The 16904-nt window shown below is 31.2% G+C and carries 17 protein-coding genes; 7 read left to right on the plus strand and 10 right to left on the minus strand.

The features are described from left to right. Positions 1-47: 47 nt before the first annotated feature. The 7 genes from OLM51_RS07380 to OLM51_RS07410 all read left to right on the plus strand — a co-directional run bounded on the left by OLM51_RS07380 (position 48) and on the right by OLM51_RS07410 (position 6993). Positions 48-1001, plus strand: coding sequence for an acetyl-CoA carboxylase carboxyltransferase subunit alpha (locus OLM51_RS07380; RefSeq protein ID WP_264553689.1), 954 nt, complete (start codon positions 48-50; stop codon positions 999-1001). 140 nt (positions 1002-1141) lie between these two features. After that, on the plus strand, positions 1142-2686 hold the full coding sequence (gene dnaB, locus OLM51_RS07385; protein WP_264553690.1) for a replicative DNA helicase: 1545 nt from the start codon (positions 1142-1144) through the stop codon (positions 2684-2686). Positions 2687-2821: 135 nt separating this feature from the next. Continuing rightward, complete coding sequence (locus tag OLM51_RS07390; protein WP_264553691.1) at positions 2822-3172, plus strand: hypothetical protein; 351 nt, start codon at positions 2822-2824, stop codon at positions 3170-3172. Between the two features lie 249 nt (positions 3173-3421). After that, on the plus strand, positions 3422-3826 hold the full coding sequence (locus OLM51_RS07395) for a hypothetical protein (RefSeq protein WP_264553692.1): 405 nt from the start codon (positions 3422-3424) through the stop codon (positions 3824-3826). Between the two features lie 5 nt (positions 3827-3831). Further along, the gene (locus OLM51_RS07400; protein WP_264553693.1) at positions 3832-4623 is read left to right on the plus strand and encodes a sensor histidine kinase; all 792 of its coding nucleotides are present in this window, start codon (positions 3832-3834) and stop codon (positions 4621-4623) included. A 113-nt stretch (positions 4624-4736) separates the two neighbouring features. Further along, the gene (locus OLM51_RS07405) at positions 4737-5402 is read left to right on the plus strand and encodes a response regulator transcription factor (protein ID WP_264553694.1); all 666 of its coding nucleotides are present in this window, start codon (positions 4737-4739) and stop codon (positions 5400-5402) included. Positions 5403-5733: 331 nt separating this feature from the next. Continuing rightward, a complete protein-coding gene (locus OLM51_RS07410; RefSeq protein WP_264553695.1) occupies positions 5734-6993 on the plus strand; it encodes an asparagine synthetase B in 1260 nt (419 codons plus the stop codon). A gap of 1 nt (position 6994) precedes the next feature. Here OLM51_RS07410 and OLM51_RS07415 read toward each other — a convergent pair whose 3' ends face one another. The 10 genes from OLM51_RS07415 to infC form a co-directional block, all read right to left on the minus strand. Continuing rightward, positions 6995-7798 (minus strand): endonuclease/exonuclease/phosphatase family protein, encoded by an 804-nt coding sequence (locus OLM51_RS07415; RefSeq protein ID WP_264553696.1) that lies wholly within the window; start codon positions 7796-7798, stop codon positions 6995-6997. A gap of 391 nt (positions 7799-8189) precedes the next feature. Beyond that, entirely contained in the window at positions 8190-8858 is a 669-nt protein-coding gene (locus tag OLM51_RS07420; protein WP_264553697.1) for a response regulator, read from the minus strand. 10 nt (positions 8859-8868) lie between these two features. Continuing rightward, positions 8869-10623, minus strand: coding sequence for a tetratricopeptide repeat protein (locus OLM51_RS07425; protein ID WP_264553698.1), 1755 nt, complete (start codon positions 10621-10623; stop codon positions 8869-8871). Between the two features lie 26 nt (positions 10624-10649). After that, positions 10650-12419 carry a tetratricopeptide repeat-containing sensor histidine kinase gene (locus OLM51_RS07430; RefSeq protein ID WP_264553699.1) on the minus strand — a complete coding sequence of 590 codons (1770 nt, stop codon included), beginning with the start codon at positions 12417-12419 and terminating at the stop codon, positions 10650-10652. A 2-nt stretch (positions 12420-12421) separates the two neighbouring features. Beyond that, positions 12422-14143, minus strand: coding sequence for a tetratricopeptide repeat-containing sensor histidine kinase (locus OLM51_RS07435; RefSeq protein WP_264553700.1), 1722 nt, complete (start codon positions 14141-14143; stop codon positions 12422-12424). Between the two features lie 155 nt (positions 14144-14298). After that, positions 14299-14733 carry a carboxymuconolactone decarboxylase family protein gene (locus tag OLM51_RS07440; RefSeq protein WP_264553701.1) on the minus strand — a complete coding sequence of 145 codons (435 nt, stop codon included), beginning with the start codon at positions 14731-14733 and terminating at the stop codon, positions 14299-14301. Between the two features lie 78 nt (positions 14734-14811). Next, positions 14812-15384, minus strand: a complete 573-nt coding sequence (locus tag OLM51_RS07445) for a Crp/Fnr family transcriptional regulator (RefSeq protein ID WP_264553702.1) — start codon at positions 15382-15384, stop codon at positions 14812-14814. Positions 15385-15533: 149 nt separating this feature from the next. Next, positions 15534-15878: a 50S ribosomal protein L20 gene (gene rplT, locus OLM51_RS07450; protein ID WP_007810721.1), complete on the minus strand. Its 345-nt coding sequence runs from the start codon at positions 15876-15878 to the stop codon at positions 15534-15536. 185 nt (positions 15879-16063) lie between these two features. Next, positions 16064-16261, minus strand: coding sequence for a 50S ribosomal protein L35 (rpmI, locus tag OLM51_RS07455; protein ID WP_007810722.1), 198 nt, complete (start codon positions 16259-16261; stop codon positions 16064-16066). Positions 16262-16393: 132 nt separating this feature from the next. Beyond that, positions 16394-16891 (minus strand): translation initiation factor IF-3, encoded by a 498-nt coding sequence (gene infC, locus OLM51_RS07460; RefSeq protein WP_243739305.1) that lies wholly within the window; start codon positions 16889-16891, stop codon positions 16394-16396. Positions 16892-16904: the final 13 nt, after the last annotated feature.

Raw genomic sequence — 16904 nt, forward strand, 5'->3', positions numbered from 1 at the left:
ATATTTTTATATTTGCGGTTCGATTTAAAAACAAAATTCAAAAATCCATGGAATATTTAGATTTTGAGCTTCCAATAAAAGAACTTGAAGAACAATTAGAAAAGTGCGTTATAATTGGAAAAGAATCTGATGTTGATGTTACGCCAACGTGTAAAGAAATCAACAAGAAATTAGAACAGACTAAGAAAGAAATATATAAAAATCTTACTGCCTGGCAACGTGTACAATTGTCAAGACATCCAAATAGACCTTATACTTTAGATTATATCAGAGCAATTTGCGGTGATACATTCTTAGAGCTTCATGGTGATCGTAACTTTAAAGATGATAAAGCTATGGTTGGTGGTCTTGGAAAAATAAACGGACAATCGTTTATGATCGTTGGTCAGCAAAAAGGTTTTAATACTAAAACACGTCAGTACCGTAATTTTGGTATGGCAAACCCTGAGGGGTACCGTAAAGCTTTGCGTTTGATGAAAATGGCAGAGAAATTCGGAATTCCGGTTCTTACTTTAGTGGATACTCCGGGTGCATATCCTGGGCTTGAAGCCGAAGAAAGAGGACAAGGAGAGGCTATTGCAAGAAATATTTTTGAAATGGTTCGTTTGCAAGTGCCAATTATTACGATTATTGTTGGTGAAGGTGCTTCTGGTGGAGCATTAGGAATTGGTGTTGGAGATAAAGTTTATATGTTAGAGAATACCTGGTATTCTGTAATTTCTCCAGAATCATGTTCTTCAATTTTATGGAAAAGCTGGGAGTACAAAGAACGTGCTGCAGATGCTTTAAAATTGACTTCATCTGACATGAAAAAACAAAAACTAGTTGATGATGTAATTCCTGAGCCACTTGGCGGAGCACACTACGATCGCGAAACTACCTTTAAAACAGTAGCAGAATACATCACCAAAGGATATAACGAATTGAAAGACTTATCAACAGCCGAGCTAATTGCCCAAAGAATGGACAAATACAGCAATATGGGTGAGTATAAAGAGTAAATTCATACAATATGATAAAAAATCCGAAGCCCTGCGGTTTCGGATTTTTTTTTGGTTATCAACAAAAGGAAAATATTTATAAACATTTAATAGTTATAACTAGATAACAATTTTTTTTTAAATTTTGTTACTTTCGCTATATGGAAAATTTCAAGAATGTAAATCCTGTAAAGGTAGATAAAACCACTATTATTAATCTCGAAAAAGGTAAACTTCCTCCGCAAGTATTAGAGATGGAAGAGGCTGTTCTTGGGGCAATGATGATCGATAAAAAAGGGGTAGATGATGTAATTGATATTTTGCAACCCGATGCATTTTACAAAGATGGACATAAACACATTTTTGAGGCGATTTTGCAGCTTTTTACAGAAACGCAGCCAATCGATATTTTAACAGTTTCGGCTCAGTTAAAGAAAAACGGAAAGTTGGATTTGGCGGGTGGAGATTTTTATTTGATTCAGCTTACGCAGAAAATTGCTTCTTCGGCGCATATCGAATTTCACTCTCGTATCATTCTTCAAAAATTTATTCAAAGAAGTTTGATTAGAATTTCTTCAGAAATTATTGAAGCATCATATGATGAAAGTGCAGATGTTTTTGATTTATTGGATCAAGCTGAATCTAAATTATACGAAGTTACACAAGGAAATATCAAGCGTAGTTCTGAAACCGCACAGAGTTTAGTTTTACAAGCTAAAAAGAAAATTGAAGAGATTTCTAAAAAAGAGGGATTAAGTGGTGTTGAAACAGGTTTTCACAATCTGGATAAGCTTACATCAGGATGGCAACCGAGTGATTTAATTATTATTGCGGCCAGACCTGCAATGGGAAAGACGGCGTTTGTACTTTCTATGGCTAGAAATATTGCTATCCAATATGGACATGGAGTAGCTTTGTTCTCTCTGGAGATGGCATCTGTTCAGTTAATTACAAGGCTTATTTCTTCTGAAACAGGATTGTCATCAGAAAAATTGCGTACCGGAAAATTAGAGCCTCATGAATGGACAATGTTGAGTACGAAGGTAAAAGATTTAGAGAAAGCGCCTTTGTTTATTGATGATACCCCCTCACTTTCTATTTTCGATTTAAGAGCAAAATGCCGTCGTTTAGCGTCGCAACACGGTATTAAGATTATTATTATTGATTATTTGCAGTTGATGACTGCAGGAGGGAATTCTAAAGGAGGAGGAAATCGTGAGCAGGAGATTTCGACAATTTCCCGAAACTTAAAAGCTTTGGCAAAAGAGTTAAACGTTCCGGTTATTGCACTTTCTCAGTTGTCGCGTGCCGTTGAGACGCGTGGATCTAGTAAAAGACCTTTACTTTCGGATCTTCGTGAATCTGGAGCGATTGAGCAGGATGCCGATATCGTTTCGTTTTTATACCGACCAGAATATTACAAAATCGAGGAATGGGATGATGAAGAAGCTTCGCCAACTGCTGGTCAAGCTGAAATTATGATTGCAAAACACCGTAATGGTGGTATTGAAAACATTCGTTTGAAATTTTTAGGACACTTAGGGAAATTTGATAACCTTGATGAGTTTTCGGGTAACTATGATGATTTGCCGTCAAAAATGAATCATGATGACAGTTCGTTTATTACAAATAATCTGCCTTCTGCAAACGAAGCATTTGGTAGTAATCTGAATGATGACGATGATGACAGCGATGTTCCATTTTAACAATATTTACTAAAAGCCTTTCTATAAGGCTTTTTTTTATGTTAAAAGGTTAAATTTCTTAATAAAATTCAGTAGTTTAGCATGCCGATTCTAGAAGATTGGACTATTAAATAATAACCAAAAACAAATTTAATCATGAGTGAAGAAAAATTTCCGGGGCCTATTCACGTTCCGGTCTCAACTGCAAAAAAGTGGGAAAAAAGGTATGATGACGATGATTTCGCTACCGAAAAAGCTAAAGACAAAGTAAAAGCTTATTTAATTCCAAGAGAAAGTTTGAAAAAAGTACTGGAGCTTAAAACAGAAGCTGTTTTAGCTTATATTGGAATTAATGATGACAATGAAAAGACATTGCTTTTTGTTGGAGCGAAAAAGGACGCAGAAGGTAAATTTATACCTGTTTATGGACCTCCGACAAAAGAAGATAATCTTGAAGGTGATGAAGAAGTTGCTTATGACGGATCACGCCCTTGCCCTCCATTTTGATATAAAAAAATGATTGATTTTTTAATTTATTCAGGTTATTTGATTTTATTAATAAATCTTATACTATATTCATATAGCTTTTTCCGAAAGGGAAAAGCTAATGTTTTTTTTGTGTCTTATCTGACTTTTATTTTTTTGCTCCAGTTTTACATGGAGATTATATATTTTCTCAGAGGACATAATTTGTATGTAATTAACGTATTCTTCATAGGGCAAATGTTATGGTTAGGACTGTTTTACAATTCATTGATGCGTATAAAAAAGCAAAAGTTATTTGTAAAAGCCAGCATAATATCGGCTTTGGTAGTTTTAGGCGTGCAATTTGTTATAGATTCAGATCAGTTTTTTAAATTTAATTTATTCGTGATTACTTTAACAAATTTATTGATCGTTGTTTTTGCCTTGATTCATTTCTATAATATGCTTACAGAAAATAAAGAATACTATTATATCAGTATAGGTTTAGTTTTTTATTTGTTAACCAGTACAGTATTATATGTAGTGGGGAACCTTGCTTTAGAATTTAGTGCAGATTTTAAATATATAATTTGGTTAGTAAATGCATTTTTTATTTTAATATACTATTTGTTTATTTTATACGAGTGGAAAGTAACATTTTTTGACAAACCAAAGATGGATTTAAGCAATAACTAATATATATGGGTAATCATTCAATTCCTGAAAAAGAACTTGTTGTTATAATTCTGTATACATCCCTTTTTTTTATTGTTGTAGCAGTTGCATTAATTATATTTTTCTATTTTTCCAGAAAGAAAATAATTCAAAAGGAACTTGAAAAAATAGATCTGATGGTGCAATATCAAAAAGAACAGTTGCATGCCGTTATTTTTACACAAGAAGAAGAACGTAAAAGAATTGCTCAGGATTTGCATGATGATATCAGTTCTAAACTTAATATTGTTTCTTTAAATACTCATTTGCTTTCAGCTCCTAATTTGTCTGAAGACGAAACCAAAGAGATTACCGAAAATGTTATAAATCTTACTGCAAAAGCACTTGAGAATTCAAGAAAAATAGCCCATAATTTATTACCGCCAGTTTTTGAGAAGTTTGGACTCAATGCGGGAATTGAAGAGTTATGCGGAGAATTTGAAAGCAGTAAATCAGTCAAAGTTCATTATACTAACAATATCGATTTTGATGAAAAAGAAATCGATCGGCATTTGCATGTTTTTAGAATTTTGCAGGAGTTAATGAATAATTCGCTTAGACATGGCAAAGCAAATGAAATTTGGATTTCGTTTGCCAATATTGGTGAAGCTAATACTTGTAATTATAAAGATAATGGTATTGGGTTTGATGCCAAAAATTGTGAAAATCAGAAAGGATTAGGAATGAAAAACATCGATAGCCGAATCTCTTTTTTAGATGGCACAATCGAAATTACATCAGAATTAAATAAAGGGATTGCCGTAATTTTCACATTTTAAAGTCTAAATTTCTATATAAACAGGCTTTTTATATATTATATAGGATTACTTCGCTATTTTATGCTACTTATTTCGTAATTTCGGCAGACCAAAGACTAAAAACTAAACTAAGAATGAATGCGGCTATTAAAATTGCTTTAGTTGATGATGAAGTTTTATTTCGAAAAGGGATTGCATTTTTATTACAGCGAGAACATAATATCGAAATAATATTTGAAGCATCAGACGGCGAAGAACTTATTTTGAATCTGGAAAAATTTGAAGATAAACCAGATATTATTATTATGGATCTGAAAATGCCGGTCCTAAACGGCGTTGAAGCCACAAAAATTATTCGAAAATCCTATCCGGATATTAAAATAATTGCGCTTACAAGTTATGATACCAAATCATTTATTGCAAATATGATTCAGGTTGGTGCTGTTGCATATCTTATAAAAAACACAACTCCTAAAGATCTGATTCATACTATAAACGAGGTTGCCAGAAAAGGATTTTATTATAACGAAAATGTTCTGAGAATTATACAAGAGACCATTGTTTCATCAAAAAATTCGAAAGGGCAATTAGAAACAAGCTTTCTTTCTCCTCGCGAAATTGAAATTCTTCAGCTTATTTGTCAACAAAAAACAACTACAGAAATTGCAGAACATCTTTTTTTAAGTCCAAGAACGGTAGAGGGACATCGCAATAACTTATTACTTAAAACAGAATCCAGAAATATAGCAGGATTAGTAGTGTATGCTATTCAGAATGAAATTGCAGTACTGACACTCTAATTAGTTGCTTGTTAAAAATTGAATTGACAATATATAATAAAAAATGATTGTCACTACAAGAACGCAAATACCTATTTTCTGTATTATATTAAGCCCATTACGTTGGTTATTTCTCTCATTGAATTTCATCGTCTTCTTTTTTATTGATTTATTTTTCAATGATTTGGGTTACCAAATGTAAGTAGAAAAAACTTTTGCGAAATGCGTGTTTTTACGTGTTTTTGCAAAATAGTTTTCGCTATTTTATTTAACAATTCTAATTGCCATAAAACAAAGTGATGTATGGTGTTTTTTGATCCTTCCTTTATATCTTTACTAAAATAATATTCGCATGAAGAAGAGTTTGGTTTGTATTTTTTTATTTCTACTATCCTTATCAGCACGTGCTTCGTTTATTTTACTTCCAATGGACGAAACAACGCAGCAGAATCATCTAAAAGCTTATGGAATTACATATTGGTGCTTAAGTAAGGATTATAAGGCCAGCTGGCTTCTGAATTATAGAGGAGGTTCTTTTCTATTGCCTGATGCTGAAGAAATTAGAAAAGAATGCAAAATTCGTGGTGTAAGTTTTGAAGTGCTTTCTGATAGTGAAGAGGCTGCAATTTTGAACGAAATTTCGAGTCCTTCGCAAAATATGGAATCTGTTATTTTAGAAAAAGCGCCCAAAATTGCGGTTTATACTCCAAAAGGTAAACAACCATGGGATGATGCAGTAACGTTAGTATTAACTTATGCGGAAATTCCTTTTACTCCAATTTATGATGAAGAAGTTTTAAGTGATCAATTGCTGCTTTACGATTGGCTACATCTGCATCACGAAGATTTTACAGGACAATATGGTAAATTTTATGCTGCCTATAAAAATACACCCTGGTATATTGATCAGAAAAGAGATGCAGAAGCTCTGGCAACAAAACTTGGATATGGCAAAGTTTCACAAGAAAAGGGAGCAGTCGCCAAAAAAATCCGTGATTTTGTAATAGGTGGTGGTTTTATGTTTGCCATGTGTTCTGCAACAGACAGTTTTGATATTGCACTTTCTGCCGATGGAGTTGATATTTGCGAAGCAATGTTTGATGGTGATGCAAGTGAATCAAACTATCAGTCAAAACTGGATTATGGAAATTCTTTTGCCTTTAAAAACTTTACTTTAGAAAGAAGACCTGAGGTTTATGAGTTTTCAGATATTGATATGACTACTAAACGAAGAGTTCCTATGGACAAAGATTATTTTACTTTGATGGAATTCTCGGCAAAATGGGATCCAATTCCAAGTATGTTATGTCAAAATCATACACAGCTCGTAAAGGGTTTCATGGGACAAACTACTTCATTTGACACTTCATTAATAAAATCGAATGTTCTAATAATGGGGACATGCGAAATTAATGGTGAATCAAGATATATTCATGGAGAAAAAGGAAAAGGTATGTTTACTTTTTTTGGCGGACATGATCCGGAAGATTTTCAACATCAGGTTGGAGATCCGCCAACTGTTCTTGATTTGCACCCTAATTCTCCGGGCTATCGATTGATTCTAAACAATGTTTTGTTTCCTGCTGCAAGAAAGAAAAAGCTGAAAACATAATTTAGTTTATTGAAAACTCAAACCAAATCGGAATATGATCGGAAATTTTTTTTGCTTCTGATAGTGAATCGAATTTTTTGTAAAAAGGAATTATACCAGAATTAATGTAATGTAAGGTATTTGATCGATAAAACATATTGTCAAATTCTGACGCCAGACATACATTTTCCCTGCATTTATGTTTCAAAGTTGTTTTCTGATTTTGCAGAATAGGGGTGTAACCCATTTTTTTTAAAGGATTAAAAACAGTATGTGATTGAGGGCAGTTAAAATCGCCCAGAAAAATTAAGTTTAGATCAGGATATTCAGCCGGTAAAAATTTGAAATATTTAATTTCTGTTTCAGGTTGCTTACTTTTGGTGATGGCGTGAAAATTGGAAAGTGTTATAAGCTTTTTATTTACTTTAAATGTAGCAAAGTAAGGTTCACGATCAATTTCAAGATGGTATTTTTTTTCCAGCCAGGGTTTCCCTTTTAATTGTGCTTTGCTGGTTTTCCAGATAAAAGCATAACGTTCCGTTTTATAACTGCTGCTGCTTGTTGGATCACTAATGGTATAGTCCCAATGAGATCCTTTTTCGTTTAAAACTGCGGCAAGTTTTGCTACCGCCTGTGCACCGCCATATCCTGCCACAACTTCCTGAAGAGCAATGATATCGTAATCCTGAACGGTAGTGGCAATAAAATTTATTTCAGATTGGGATTTAGATTTTCCAAAATTTTCAATGTTCCAGGAAACAATTTTGATTTGAGAAAAAAGGAAAACGCTATAAAAAAAGAAAATGAGGCTTAGAGTATTTTTCATGCAGTATTTAAAATATCAAATATAAGCATTTCAAAATTTCACTTTTACTAAGTTTTAATGCTTTTTGTATCTGTTTTTTAGAGCGGTTCCAATAATTATAATTTGTAAAACCAAAAGTGCTGGTATAAAAACCATTTTCCATTCGATCTTAAGCCATCCGCTCTTTTCTGAGATAAAGACAAAACTTATCGATAAAAAAATACATAGCAACATTGTTTTCATAAGTATTTTGTTATTAGTTGTATATATTTTTGAAATTAATTTTTGATAAAAACTTTCATCAAAAAAAATGTTATTCTTGGCTTTCATCAGGTTAATTAATAGATTATTACACAAAATTAGATTTATATAAAATCATTTCCTTACGGAAAGCCGTAAATGGTATTATTTTTTATACTAAACCAAAATCTTTTGCAATTGCAATAAGATGAACATTATTGTTGGCTTTAAAATATATTTTTAATTTATTGATTCTTTTTTCTATACTGCTCGTACCATTTGGAGTAATAGAAGAAGATTTAAATTCACTGGAGATGTTTTCTAAAATATAACCTTTAGCTAAAAGTTTTAAAATAGAAATATCATAAGATTCGATTTCAATTAAGGCTTTATCTGTAAAATTAAAAGATAAGTCTGATGAAAGGATTTTTTCTTCGTTTTGAAAAGTACCTTCAATAGCTTTTCTTAGCTCGCTTATACTGTTTCTTCCTTTAGAAACATAACCATTAATACCCAAATCATTAAATAGAGATTTGATACGGTATGATTTATCTTCAATCGAAAATACAATTTTCTTTAATTTTGGCTGTACCTCATTAATCGCTTCTATTAGTTCTTCCCCGCTATTAAGAGATGTTTTACGGTGATCAGTCTTAAAAGATAAATCACTAATTAGTAGGTCATACGGTTCATTGTCAGTTAATGCTTTTTTTATTTTTAAAAGCCCGTCATCACAGTACTTAACATGGTCAATTACGGGTATTTTAAGATCTTCAAGCACTTGAATAACGGCTATACTTATACTATCTAAATCTTCGGCAACTAAAACTTTTTTGAACATATTGTTATTTTTATAAAGGAAAGGTGAAACTTATTTTAATACCCTTTTCGAAATTATTGTCAAAAGTAATTGTTCCTTTTATTGTTTTAATACGGTTTTCCACATTTTGAAGATCATTTTTTAAAATTTGTCGATTATGATCTGTTTCCATCCCATTATTGATATAGGTAAAAGTGATGTTTTTAGAGGCTAATTTGAAGGTAAGACTCACTAAACTAGGATTGTTATGCTTGGCCGAATTTAAAAGTATCTCCTGAATAATTCTGTAAACTGTAATCTTTTTATTTTTTTCAATTTTATTCCAGGGTACAGTATCGAAGCCATTTAATAGAATATTCAGGTTTGAGGTTTTAAAACCGGCAATCATTTCTTTTAAATCCTGTGGATAATTTATATCAGTTTTGATTAAACTATTCTCTTTAGAAATATTTCTGGTTTTAGAATAGATTTGATCCAAATGGAGAAGTAAAATTTCTTTATTTTCTTTTTGTTGCAAATCTTTGGCTTTAGCCAAGGTTAAAGTTTGGTAAACATCATTGGTAAGTTCATTATGCAATTTTTGAGCTATTCTTGATTCGCTTTCGTAGATGGCTTTGAAATTTTCTTTTTTTCGTTTCGAGGTTAAATAAAAATAAAGAAATAATAGTATCGTGAAGGTCAAAGAAATTATGGTATAGGAAATAAAGCTTCTGTTTTTTTGTCTTTGTAATTGAAGTTCGTTTTCTGCTTTTTGCGCTTTAAGTAATAAATTTTCTTCTTTATCTTTATTTGAATTGTATTTAATATTAGAAGACTGATTCTTTTGATTTATTCTAAGATTAGTAATACTGTCAGTAAACTTAACGTAAAGATTGGAATATTTTTTTAAGTCACTGCCTTTACTGCATTGAATAAGGGAATACAGTGAATATTTCTTTGATTGATAATTGTTAATTTCACGAGCTATTTTATAAGCCTTTTCAGCATACTTTTTAGCAAGTGAGGGATTCTTTTTTAAATAGTAATCGGAAAGGTTTGAATAACTAAGTGCAACATTGTCGAAATCATCTGTTTCAAGTCTTATTTTTAGTGCTTCATTAAAATAGTGCAAAGACTTAGAGTCGTTTGTTTGAAAGTAACAAATTCCTAAATTATCTAACGATATGGCAAAATCTTTTAATTCATAATCTTTAAGAGTATTAGTTTTTTTGTTTTCTGCCAAAAAACCTTCAGATGTTAGTTTACTGTATATCTTAATAGCTCTTTTGTAATCTTTTTGATGCATGTAGGTTAGTCCTATATTTGCTAAGGCATTTGACTTTCTTCGTTCCTTAGTGTTTAAGTTGTAAGCTTTTTTAAAATATAAGATGGCATTATCAAAATTTTTTGTTCTAAGATAAGAACAGCCTAAGATATTATATGTGTCCCATGCAAATCTTGGCTTTTTTAAATACTTTAAGTGAGGTAGTATTTTGATTACGGTTGCCTCGCTTTGTACATAATCGCCTTGATCTAGATAGATATATCCTATCGATATTAACGCATCAACATAATCGATTCTATCTTTTACGGGATCGGATATGGCAATAATTCTCTCATAAAGTTTGAAAGCGTTTTTATTGTCAAATTTGTCAAAGTAATTATCAGCAATTATTGTAAGTCTTTTAACTTCTGCCGTGTTGTTACACTTTTTTACAAAAACTGGTTTCTCTTTTTTGCAAGAAGTTGAAACTACGAGCAAAAAAAATGCAGAAACTAGAATTTTAACTAAATCAGAAATTTTCATTTGAAGACTTTGTGGCTAAAGCATTATTATATGGGGAATTTAATAAAAGCTTTAAAACCTACAGTAGAAGTTTCATCGACTTTAATTTTACCTTTTACATCAAGAAGTCTTAATTCGATATTTTGAAAATCGTTTTGGAGATTCATTTTATTAAGATCAGTCCTTTGGCCGTTATCAGTATAATTGAGTTCAATATATTTTTCTGTTTTTTTTAGATTTATTCCAACTAACGTTGCATTACTGTGTTTTTTCATGTTTAAAAGTAATTCCTGCAAAACTCTGTAAAGTGTTATTCTTTTATTTTTATCAACTTCATTCCATAAAATAGCATCAAAACCATTTATTAGAATGTTTAGGTTAGAAGATTTAAAACCTGAAATCATCTCTTTTAAAACTTTAGAATAATTCTGATCTATTTTGATTAGACTATTTTCTTTCGAAATGTTTCTGACTTTTGAATAGAGTTGATCAAGATTGCTAAGTAGTTTTTCCTTGTTTTCTTTTTGATCCAGTTCGTGTATTTCTGCAAAAGCTAAAGTTTGGTATACATCATTAGCAAGTTCATCATGTAATTTTTTGGATATTCGGGATTCACTTTTATAAATGGCCTGGCTTTTTTCTTTTTTCCCTTTTGACTTCAGGTAATAAACAAGAAAAAGTGCTAAAAAAACACTAAATGATAATACTACATACGATATAGTACTTCTGTTTTTTTGTCTTTGTAATTGAAGTTCATTTTCAATTTTTCTGGCTTTCAATAATAAATTTTCATCTTTATCTTTTTTCGAACTATATTTTATTAATGCAAATTGATTTTTTTTATTCTGTCTGGACGTGTTGACACTATCAGTAAGTTTGATATATTTTAAAGAATAGTCTTTTAACTCAGAACCTTCGCTACAATCAATTAATACGCTTAAAACACGCATTCTAAGAAATATCGACTTGAGCTGGAGTGATTTGTGGTACGCAAGTTTTGCATATTTCTTCGCCAGTGATGGGTTTGTTTTTTGATAATATAAAGCAAGATTTTGATGACTGTACATTATCTTCTCTTCATCTTTTAATTCAGTTTTAATTTTTAAACTTTCTTCATAACATTTTAATGCTTTAGGGTTTTTGAGGATAAAATAACAGTAACCTAAATTATCTAATGTTCTGGCATATTCAATTTGGTCGATTGCACTATTTTTTTTGTAAACACCTTCACTTTCACATAATAAAACCAGAATTGTTATTGCTTGTTCGTATTTTTTCTGATCTCTGTAAACAGAACAGATTTTATTTAATGTGGATGCTTTTTTCCCTTTTGATATAATGTAGTGTAGCGCTTCTATATGATATTTAATCGCATTGTTGTAATCGAATGTTGCATGATAATTTTGGGCCATAACCGTATATGCAAACCATGGATATCTGGGTCTTGTGGTACTTTTTAAATAAGGCAATGTTTTAGCAAGGATGCTTTCACTTGTAATGTAATCTCCTTTAAGCTGTACAATTTCAGCCATACAGGATAAAGAATAAACATAATAATTGGTGTTTTTTTTCGGGTCGCAAAGCGAATAAGCTTTATCGAAGTAAAAATAGGCACTGTCGAGTTTATTATTATCAAATAAGAAATCGGCCTTGTCAAGGATCCTGTGGATTTCGGTGCGATGATTTTTCTGCTTTGGTTTAGGTTGGTTTTCCTTTTTACAAGATGCCAACAATGTAACTGCTGTTAATAATACAAATAAATATAACAGAGTTTTTTTTGACCAGTTTATTTTTCTAAAAGTGAATGTACTTTTCATTGCTATATAGGAAATTTGATAAAGACTTTAAAACCTTTATCTGGAGCCGAATCAATATCGATTTTCCCTTTAATATTAAGGATTCTGGTTTCAACATTATGAAGACCACTTTTAAGAATCATTTTGGTTACATCTACACCTTTACCATTGTCATTATAATTGATTTCGATATTTTTTTCTGATTTTTTAAAATTGATACCAACTAAAGTTGCTTTGCTGTGCTTTGTCATATTGACCAATAATTCCTGAAGTACTCTGTATAAAGTGATCTTTTTATTTCTTTCAATATCATTCCATGAAATGGTATCTAGTCCATTTAGTATAAGGTTGATATCTGGGGTATTAAATCCTGAAATCATTTCTTTTAAATAAAAAACATAATTCTCGTTACTTACAATAGGATTGTTTTCTTTTGAAATATCGCGTGTTCTGGAATATATGGCATCCAGATTATTTAATAATTGTTCTTTGTTTTCTGTAATCGACAAATTTTTGTTCTCAGCAAAAGCCATTGTATGATAGATATCATTAGCAAGCTCATCGTGTAATTTTTTGGCAATTCTTGTTTCACTTTTGTAAGTTGCCTCTATTTTTTCTTTATTCCCTTTAGAAGTTAAATAAAAATACAATGCTAAAAGAAGACTTAAACTTATTATGATTATAATATATGAAATTATATTTTTGTTTTTTTGTTTTTCTAATTGAAGCTCATTCTGCACTTTATGAGTTCTTAGTTTTAGATTTTCATTCTTTTCTTTTTTAGAATCATATTTAATTTTTGCAAATTCATTCTTTGCTTTCTGTCTTATTTCAAAAATACTATCTACAAGATGTATATAAATAGTTGAATAGTTTTTTAATTCCTGATTAGAACTGTTTCTAATAATTAACTTTAGTAATGTTAGTCTTTCCTCAGGATTGTTTACTTCACTAAAGTTTTTATAACTTAAAAGCATGTACTTTTTGGCTAGAGGAGGATTATTCTTTTCATAGAATTCTGCAAGATGAGCATAGGTTTTTCCTAAACCATTGGTGTCTTTTGTTTTTTGTTTGACTTCAAGACCTTTGTTTAAGTATTGAAGTGCCATTTGAGATTCGTCTAGTTTTGTGTAACATAAACCTATATTATCCAATAAAGAGCCATAAAAAGCAGTGTTTTTTATTACTTCTTTTTTTGTGATTAAGGGTAAGAAAATTTCAAGAGCTTCATTGTATCTTTTGTCTTGGATCAAAACGACAGCTATGTTGTTTTTAGCAATAAGTTTCTTAAAGTTTGATGTGTTTAATTGTAAAGCCTTTTGATTATAGAGAATTGCGTTTTTGTAATCGTAGGTGTTTAAAAAGTTAGTTCCTAAAGTGATATACGTATTCCATACATGCAAACTATTTTTTACATATTTCAGATAGGGTAAAGCTTCAGTAATTGTAGATTCGCTCCCGACAAAATCAGCTTGTGATTGTTGAATAATTGCCATACGATTTAATGTACTGACATAATTTTCGGGATCTTTTAGCGGGTTACAAATAAATTTTGCTTTGTTGTAGTAGTAAAAAGAACTGTCGAGTTTTTTATTTTCGAAAAATGAATCAGCAATCGTAATTAGTTTTTCAACTTCGGCTTTTGTGTTTTTTGTATTGTTTGGTGTACTATCTTTTTTCTGGCAGGATAAGAAAAGCAGAAAGGTAATAATATATAGGGATGCTCTTAATTTTGGTGGTATCATGTGCCAAAAATAAAGAATTTTATTCCGTTAAAAAATGTACAAATGAGGTAATTTGTATATTTTTCGGTTTGTAAGTGTTATTTATACTTGTATAAAATAAGTCCCTCTAATAGAGGGACTTATTTTTGTAATTAGACCTGTTTTGTATCGGTATTTTATACAGCTCGCATACCTGTGGTGATGGCTAATCTGTTCCATGAATTTATAGTAATAATAGCTAATATTATCTCAGCAAGATACTTTTCATCAAATAATTTTGCTGCATTTTGATATACTTCTTCAGATACGTGACCGCTTATCAAAGTCACTTCTTCGGTTAATGCTAGTATAGCTTTTTCTTCTTCAGTATAATAGTCAGCTTCGCGCCATGCACTTATCAAATAAATACGTTGCTCAGATATGCCCTGTTTTCTGGCATCAGCGGTATGCATATTAATACAGTATGCACATCCGTTTATTTGAGAAGCACGAATTTTAATTAGCTCTTTATGTATGGGAGTTAATGAAGTAGAAGAGATGTATTTTTCTAAATTCATTAAAGCTTGATATGCTTCAGGGGCAACATTTGGGATAACGATTCTTGGTTTCATTTTTATGTGTTTTAAAAGTTCATTACAAAGGTCAGTAAAGTATACTTGTAAAAACTTGAAGTACTTCAAGAAATATGATTAGATTTTGCCAGCTCTTATTTTACTCATAAATTCAGCTGAAAAATCGAGATAAGAAGCAATCATATATTGTGGAACGCGCTGTACAAATTCTGGGAAATGGTCATTGAAATGATGATATCGTTCTTCTGCGGACATCGTAAATAAGTATTTAATGCGCATTTGCATGGCGCCAAATGTTTTTTCAGATACAATTCTAAAGTAACGTTCCAGACTCGGAATTTCAATTAAAAGTGCTTCTAATGCGTTTTTTTCAATCGCAATTACTTCTGTGTTTTCTACAGCCTGTAAATAAAAGCTGGACGGAACATGATTGTGATAGCTTAAGTAATCTGTAATCCACCAGTTTTCAATAGCAAATTGCAATGTTTGTTCTGTACCTCTGGAATTGATGATGTACTGTCTCATGCAACCTTTAACTACAAAGTAGATAGTGTTGCAAATTTGACCTTCTTTCAATACATGTTCTTTCTTTTTTATTCTTGAAAGATTAAGTACCGATTCTAATTTATCAATTTCTGTAGGGTTTAATGTGGTGAATTTTTCAATATGATCAAAAAGAGATTTGCACATAAGTCTGACTTGTATTGTACAAATGTAGTTTTTTAAATATGATTTCTTGATGGGGAATTTGACACTTCTCTATAAATAAAAAACCATTCGCGTTAACGAATGGTTTTTCTATGATAAGTAAGTAAATCTAAATTGAGTTTATAAAACGTTTATTTTACTTTATTAAGTATTGCTTTGAAAGCTTCAGGGTGGTTCATAGCTAAATCTGCAAGAACTTTACGGTTCAATTCGATTCCGTTAGCTTTTACTTTCCCCATGAATTGAGAATAAGACATTCCTTCCAATCTAGCTCCAGCGTTGATACGTTGAATCCATAAAGCACGGAAATTTCTTTTGTTTTGTTTTCTATCGCGGTAAGCGTAGCACATTGCTTTCTCTACTGCATTCTTAGCAACTGTCCAAACGTTTTTACGTCTTCCAAAGAAACCTTTGGCTTGCTTCATTATTTTTTTTCTTCTTGCTCTTTTAGCAACTGAATTTACCGATCTTGGCATAATTTTAATGTGTTTTTGTAGCAGGCGTCCTGAATTGAATCAAAGGAACTTAATGGCCATACTCCAAGGTTATATAAATAATTTTTTAACCTAAAGAAAATCTTTAGTCTAATGTCTTAAAGTCAAATGTCTAAAGTCAGCTACTGACTTTTAAACTTTATGACTTTCTAACTTTTGACTTATAATTAGATAATTCTTAATTGTTGTTTGATGCTTTTCATATCTGTAGAGTGAACTAGCGCTGAGTGAGTCAAAGCTAATTTACGTTTTTTAGATTTTTTAGTCAAGATGTGACTTTTAAAAGCATGCTTTCTTTTAATCTTTCCAGAACCAGTAACTTTGAAACGTTTCTTGGCGCTAGATTTTGTTTTCATTTTAGGCATTTTTCCTAGTGTTTTAATTTATTCTTACTTACTTATATTTTTAAAAGCTTTAGGCTTTAGGCTTTAAGCTTTAGGCAAAAGTTTAATAAACGATTTGCTTAAAGCTTATTGCTTACTGCTTATGGCAAATAATTATTTTTTCTTTTTAGGAGCAATGAACATAATCATTCTCTTTCCTTCCAAAACAGGCATAGCTTCAACTTTCCCGTGTTCTTCTAAATCTGTAGCCAAACGCAATAATAAAATCTGCCCTTGATCTTTATAGATGATAGAACGACCTTTAAAGAATACGAAAGCTTTTAATTTTGCACCTTCTTTAAGGAACTTTTCAGCATTCTTTCTTTTAAATTCATAATCGTGCTCATCTGTTTGAGGACCAAAACGAATTTCTTTTACTACAACCTGAGTTGATTTGGCTTTTAGAGCTTTGTCACGTTTCTTTTGTTCGTAAACAAATTTCTTGTAATCCATGATTTTACAAACCGGCGGTTCAGCATTTGGAGAAATTTCAACCAAATCCAATTCGAACTGATCTGCTAATCGTAAAGCTTCTGCCAGCTTAAAAACACCAGGTTCGATGTTTTCACCTACTAGTCTTACTTCTTGTACACCACGAATATTGTTGTTTATTCTGTGTGCATCT

The organism is Flavobacterium sp. N2038 (assembly GCF_025947185.1).
Lineage (GTDB): Bacteria > Bacteroidota > Bacteroidia > Flavobacteriales > Flavobacteriaceae > Flavobacterium.

What these genes read in the sequence shown, in the direction of transcription:
- rplT (WP_007810721.1), bottom strand. Translation starts at nt 15,878, where the DNA reads ATGCCAAGATCGGTAAATTCAGTTGCTAAAAGAGCAAGAAGAAAAAAA.
- OLM51_RS07425 (WP_264553698.1), bottom strand. Translation starts at nt 10,623, where the DNA reads ATGAAAATTTCTGATTTAGTTAAAATTCTAGTTTCTGCATTTTTTTTG.
- OLM51_RS07430 (WP_264553699.1), bottom strand. Translation starts at nt 12,419, where the DNA reads ATGAAAAGTACATTCACTTTTAGAAAAATAAACTGGTCAAAAAAAACT.
- OLM51_RS07440 (WP_264553701.1), bottom strand. Translation starts at nt 14,733, where the DNA reads ATGAAACCAAGAATCGTTATCCCAAATGTTGCCCCTGAAGCATATCAA.
- OLM51_RS07405 (WP_264553694.1), top strand. Translation starts at nt 4,737, where the DNA reads ATGAATGCGGCTATTAAAATTGCTTTAGTTGATGATGAAGTTTTATTT.
- dnaB (WP_264553690.1), top strand. Translation starts at nt 1,142, where the DNA reads ATGGAAAATTTCAAGAATGTAAATCCTGTAAAGGTAGATAAAACCACT.
- OLM51_RS07410 (WP_264553695.1), top strand. Translation starts at nt 5,734, where the DNA reads ATGAAGAAGAGTTTGGTTTGTATTTTTTTATTTCTACTATCCTTATCA.
- OLM51_RS07445 (WP_264553702.1), bottom strand. Translation starts at nt 15,384, where the DNA reads ATGTGCAAATCTCTTTTTGATCATATTGAAAAATTCACCACATTAAAC.
- OLM51_RS07400 (WP_264553693.1), top strand. Translation starts at nt 3,832, where the DNA reads ATGGGTAATCATTCAATTCCTGAAAAAGAACTTGTTGTTATAATTCTG.
- OLM51_RS07415 (WP_264553696.1), bottom strand. Translation starts at nt 7,798, where the DNA reads ATGAAAAATACTCTAAGCCTCATTTTCTTTTTTTATAGCGTTTTCCTT.
- rpmI (WP_007810722.1), bottom strand. Translation starts at nt 16,261, where the DNA reads ATGCCTAAAATGAAAACAAAATCTAGCGCCAAGAAACGTTTCAAAGTT.
- OLM51_RS07390 (WP_264553691.1), top strand. Translation starts at nt 2,822, where the DNA reads ATGAGTGAAGAAAAATTTCCGGGGCCTATTCACGTTCCGGTCTCAACT.
- OLM51_RS07380 (WP_264553689.1), top strand. Translation starts at nt 48, where the DNA reads ATGGAATATTTAGATTTTGAGCTTCCAATAAAAGAACTTGAAGAACAA.
- OLM51_RS07420 (WP_264553697.1), bottom strand. Translation starts at nt 8,858, where the DNA reads ATGTTCAAAAAAGTTTTAGTTGCCGAAGATTTAGATAGTATAAGTATA.
- OLM51_RS07435 (WP_264553700.1), bottom strand. Translation starts at nt 14,143, where the DNA reads ATGATACCACCAAAATTAAGAGCATCCCTATATATTATTACCTTTCTG.
- OLM51_RS07395 (WP_264553692.1), top strand. Translation starts at nt 3,422, where the DNA reads ATGCGTATAAAAAAGCAAAAGTTATTTGTAAAAGCCAGCATAATATCG.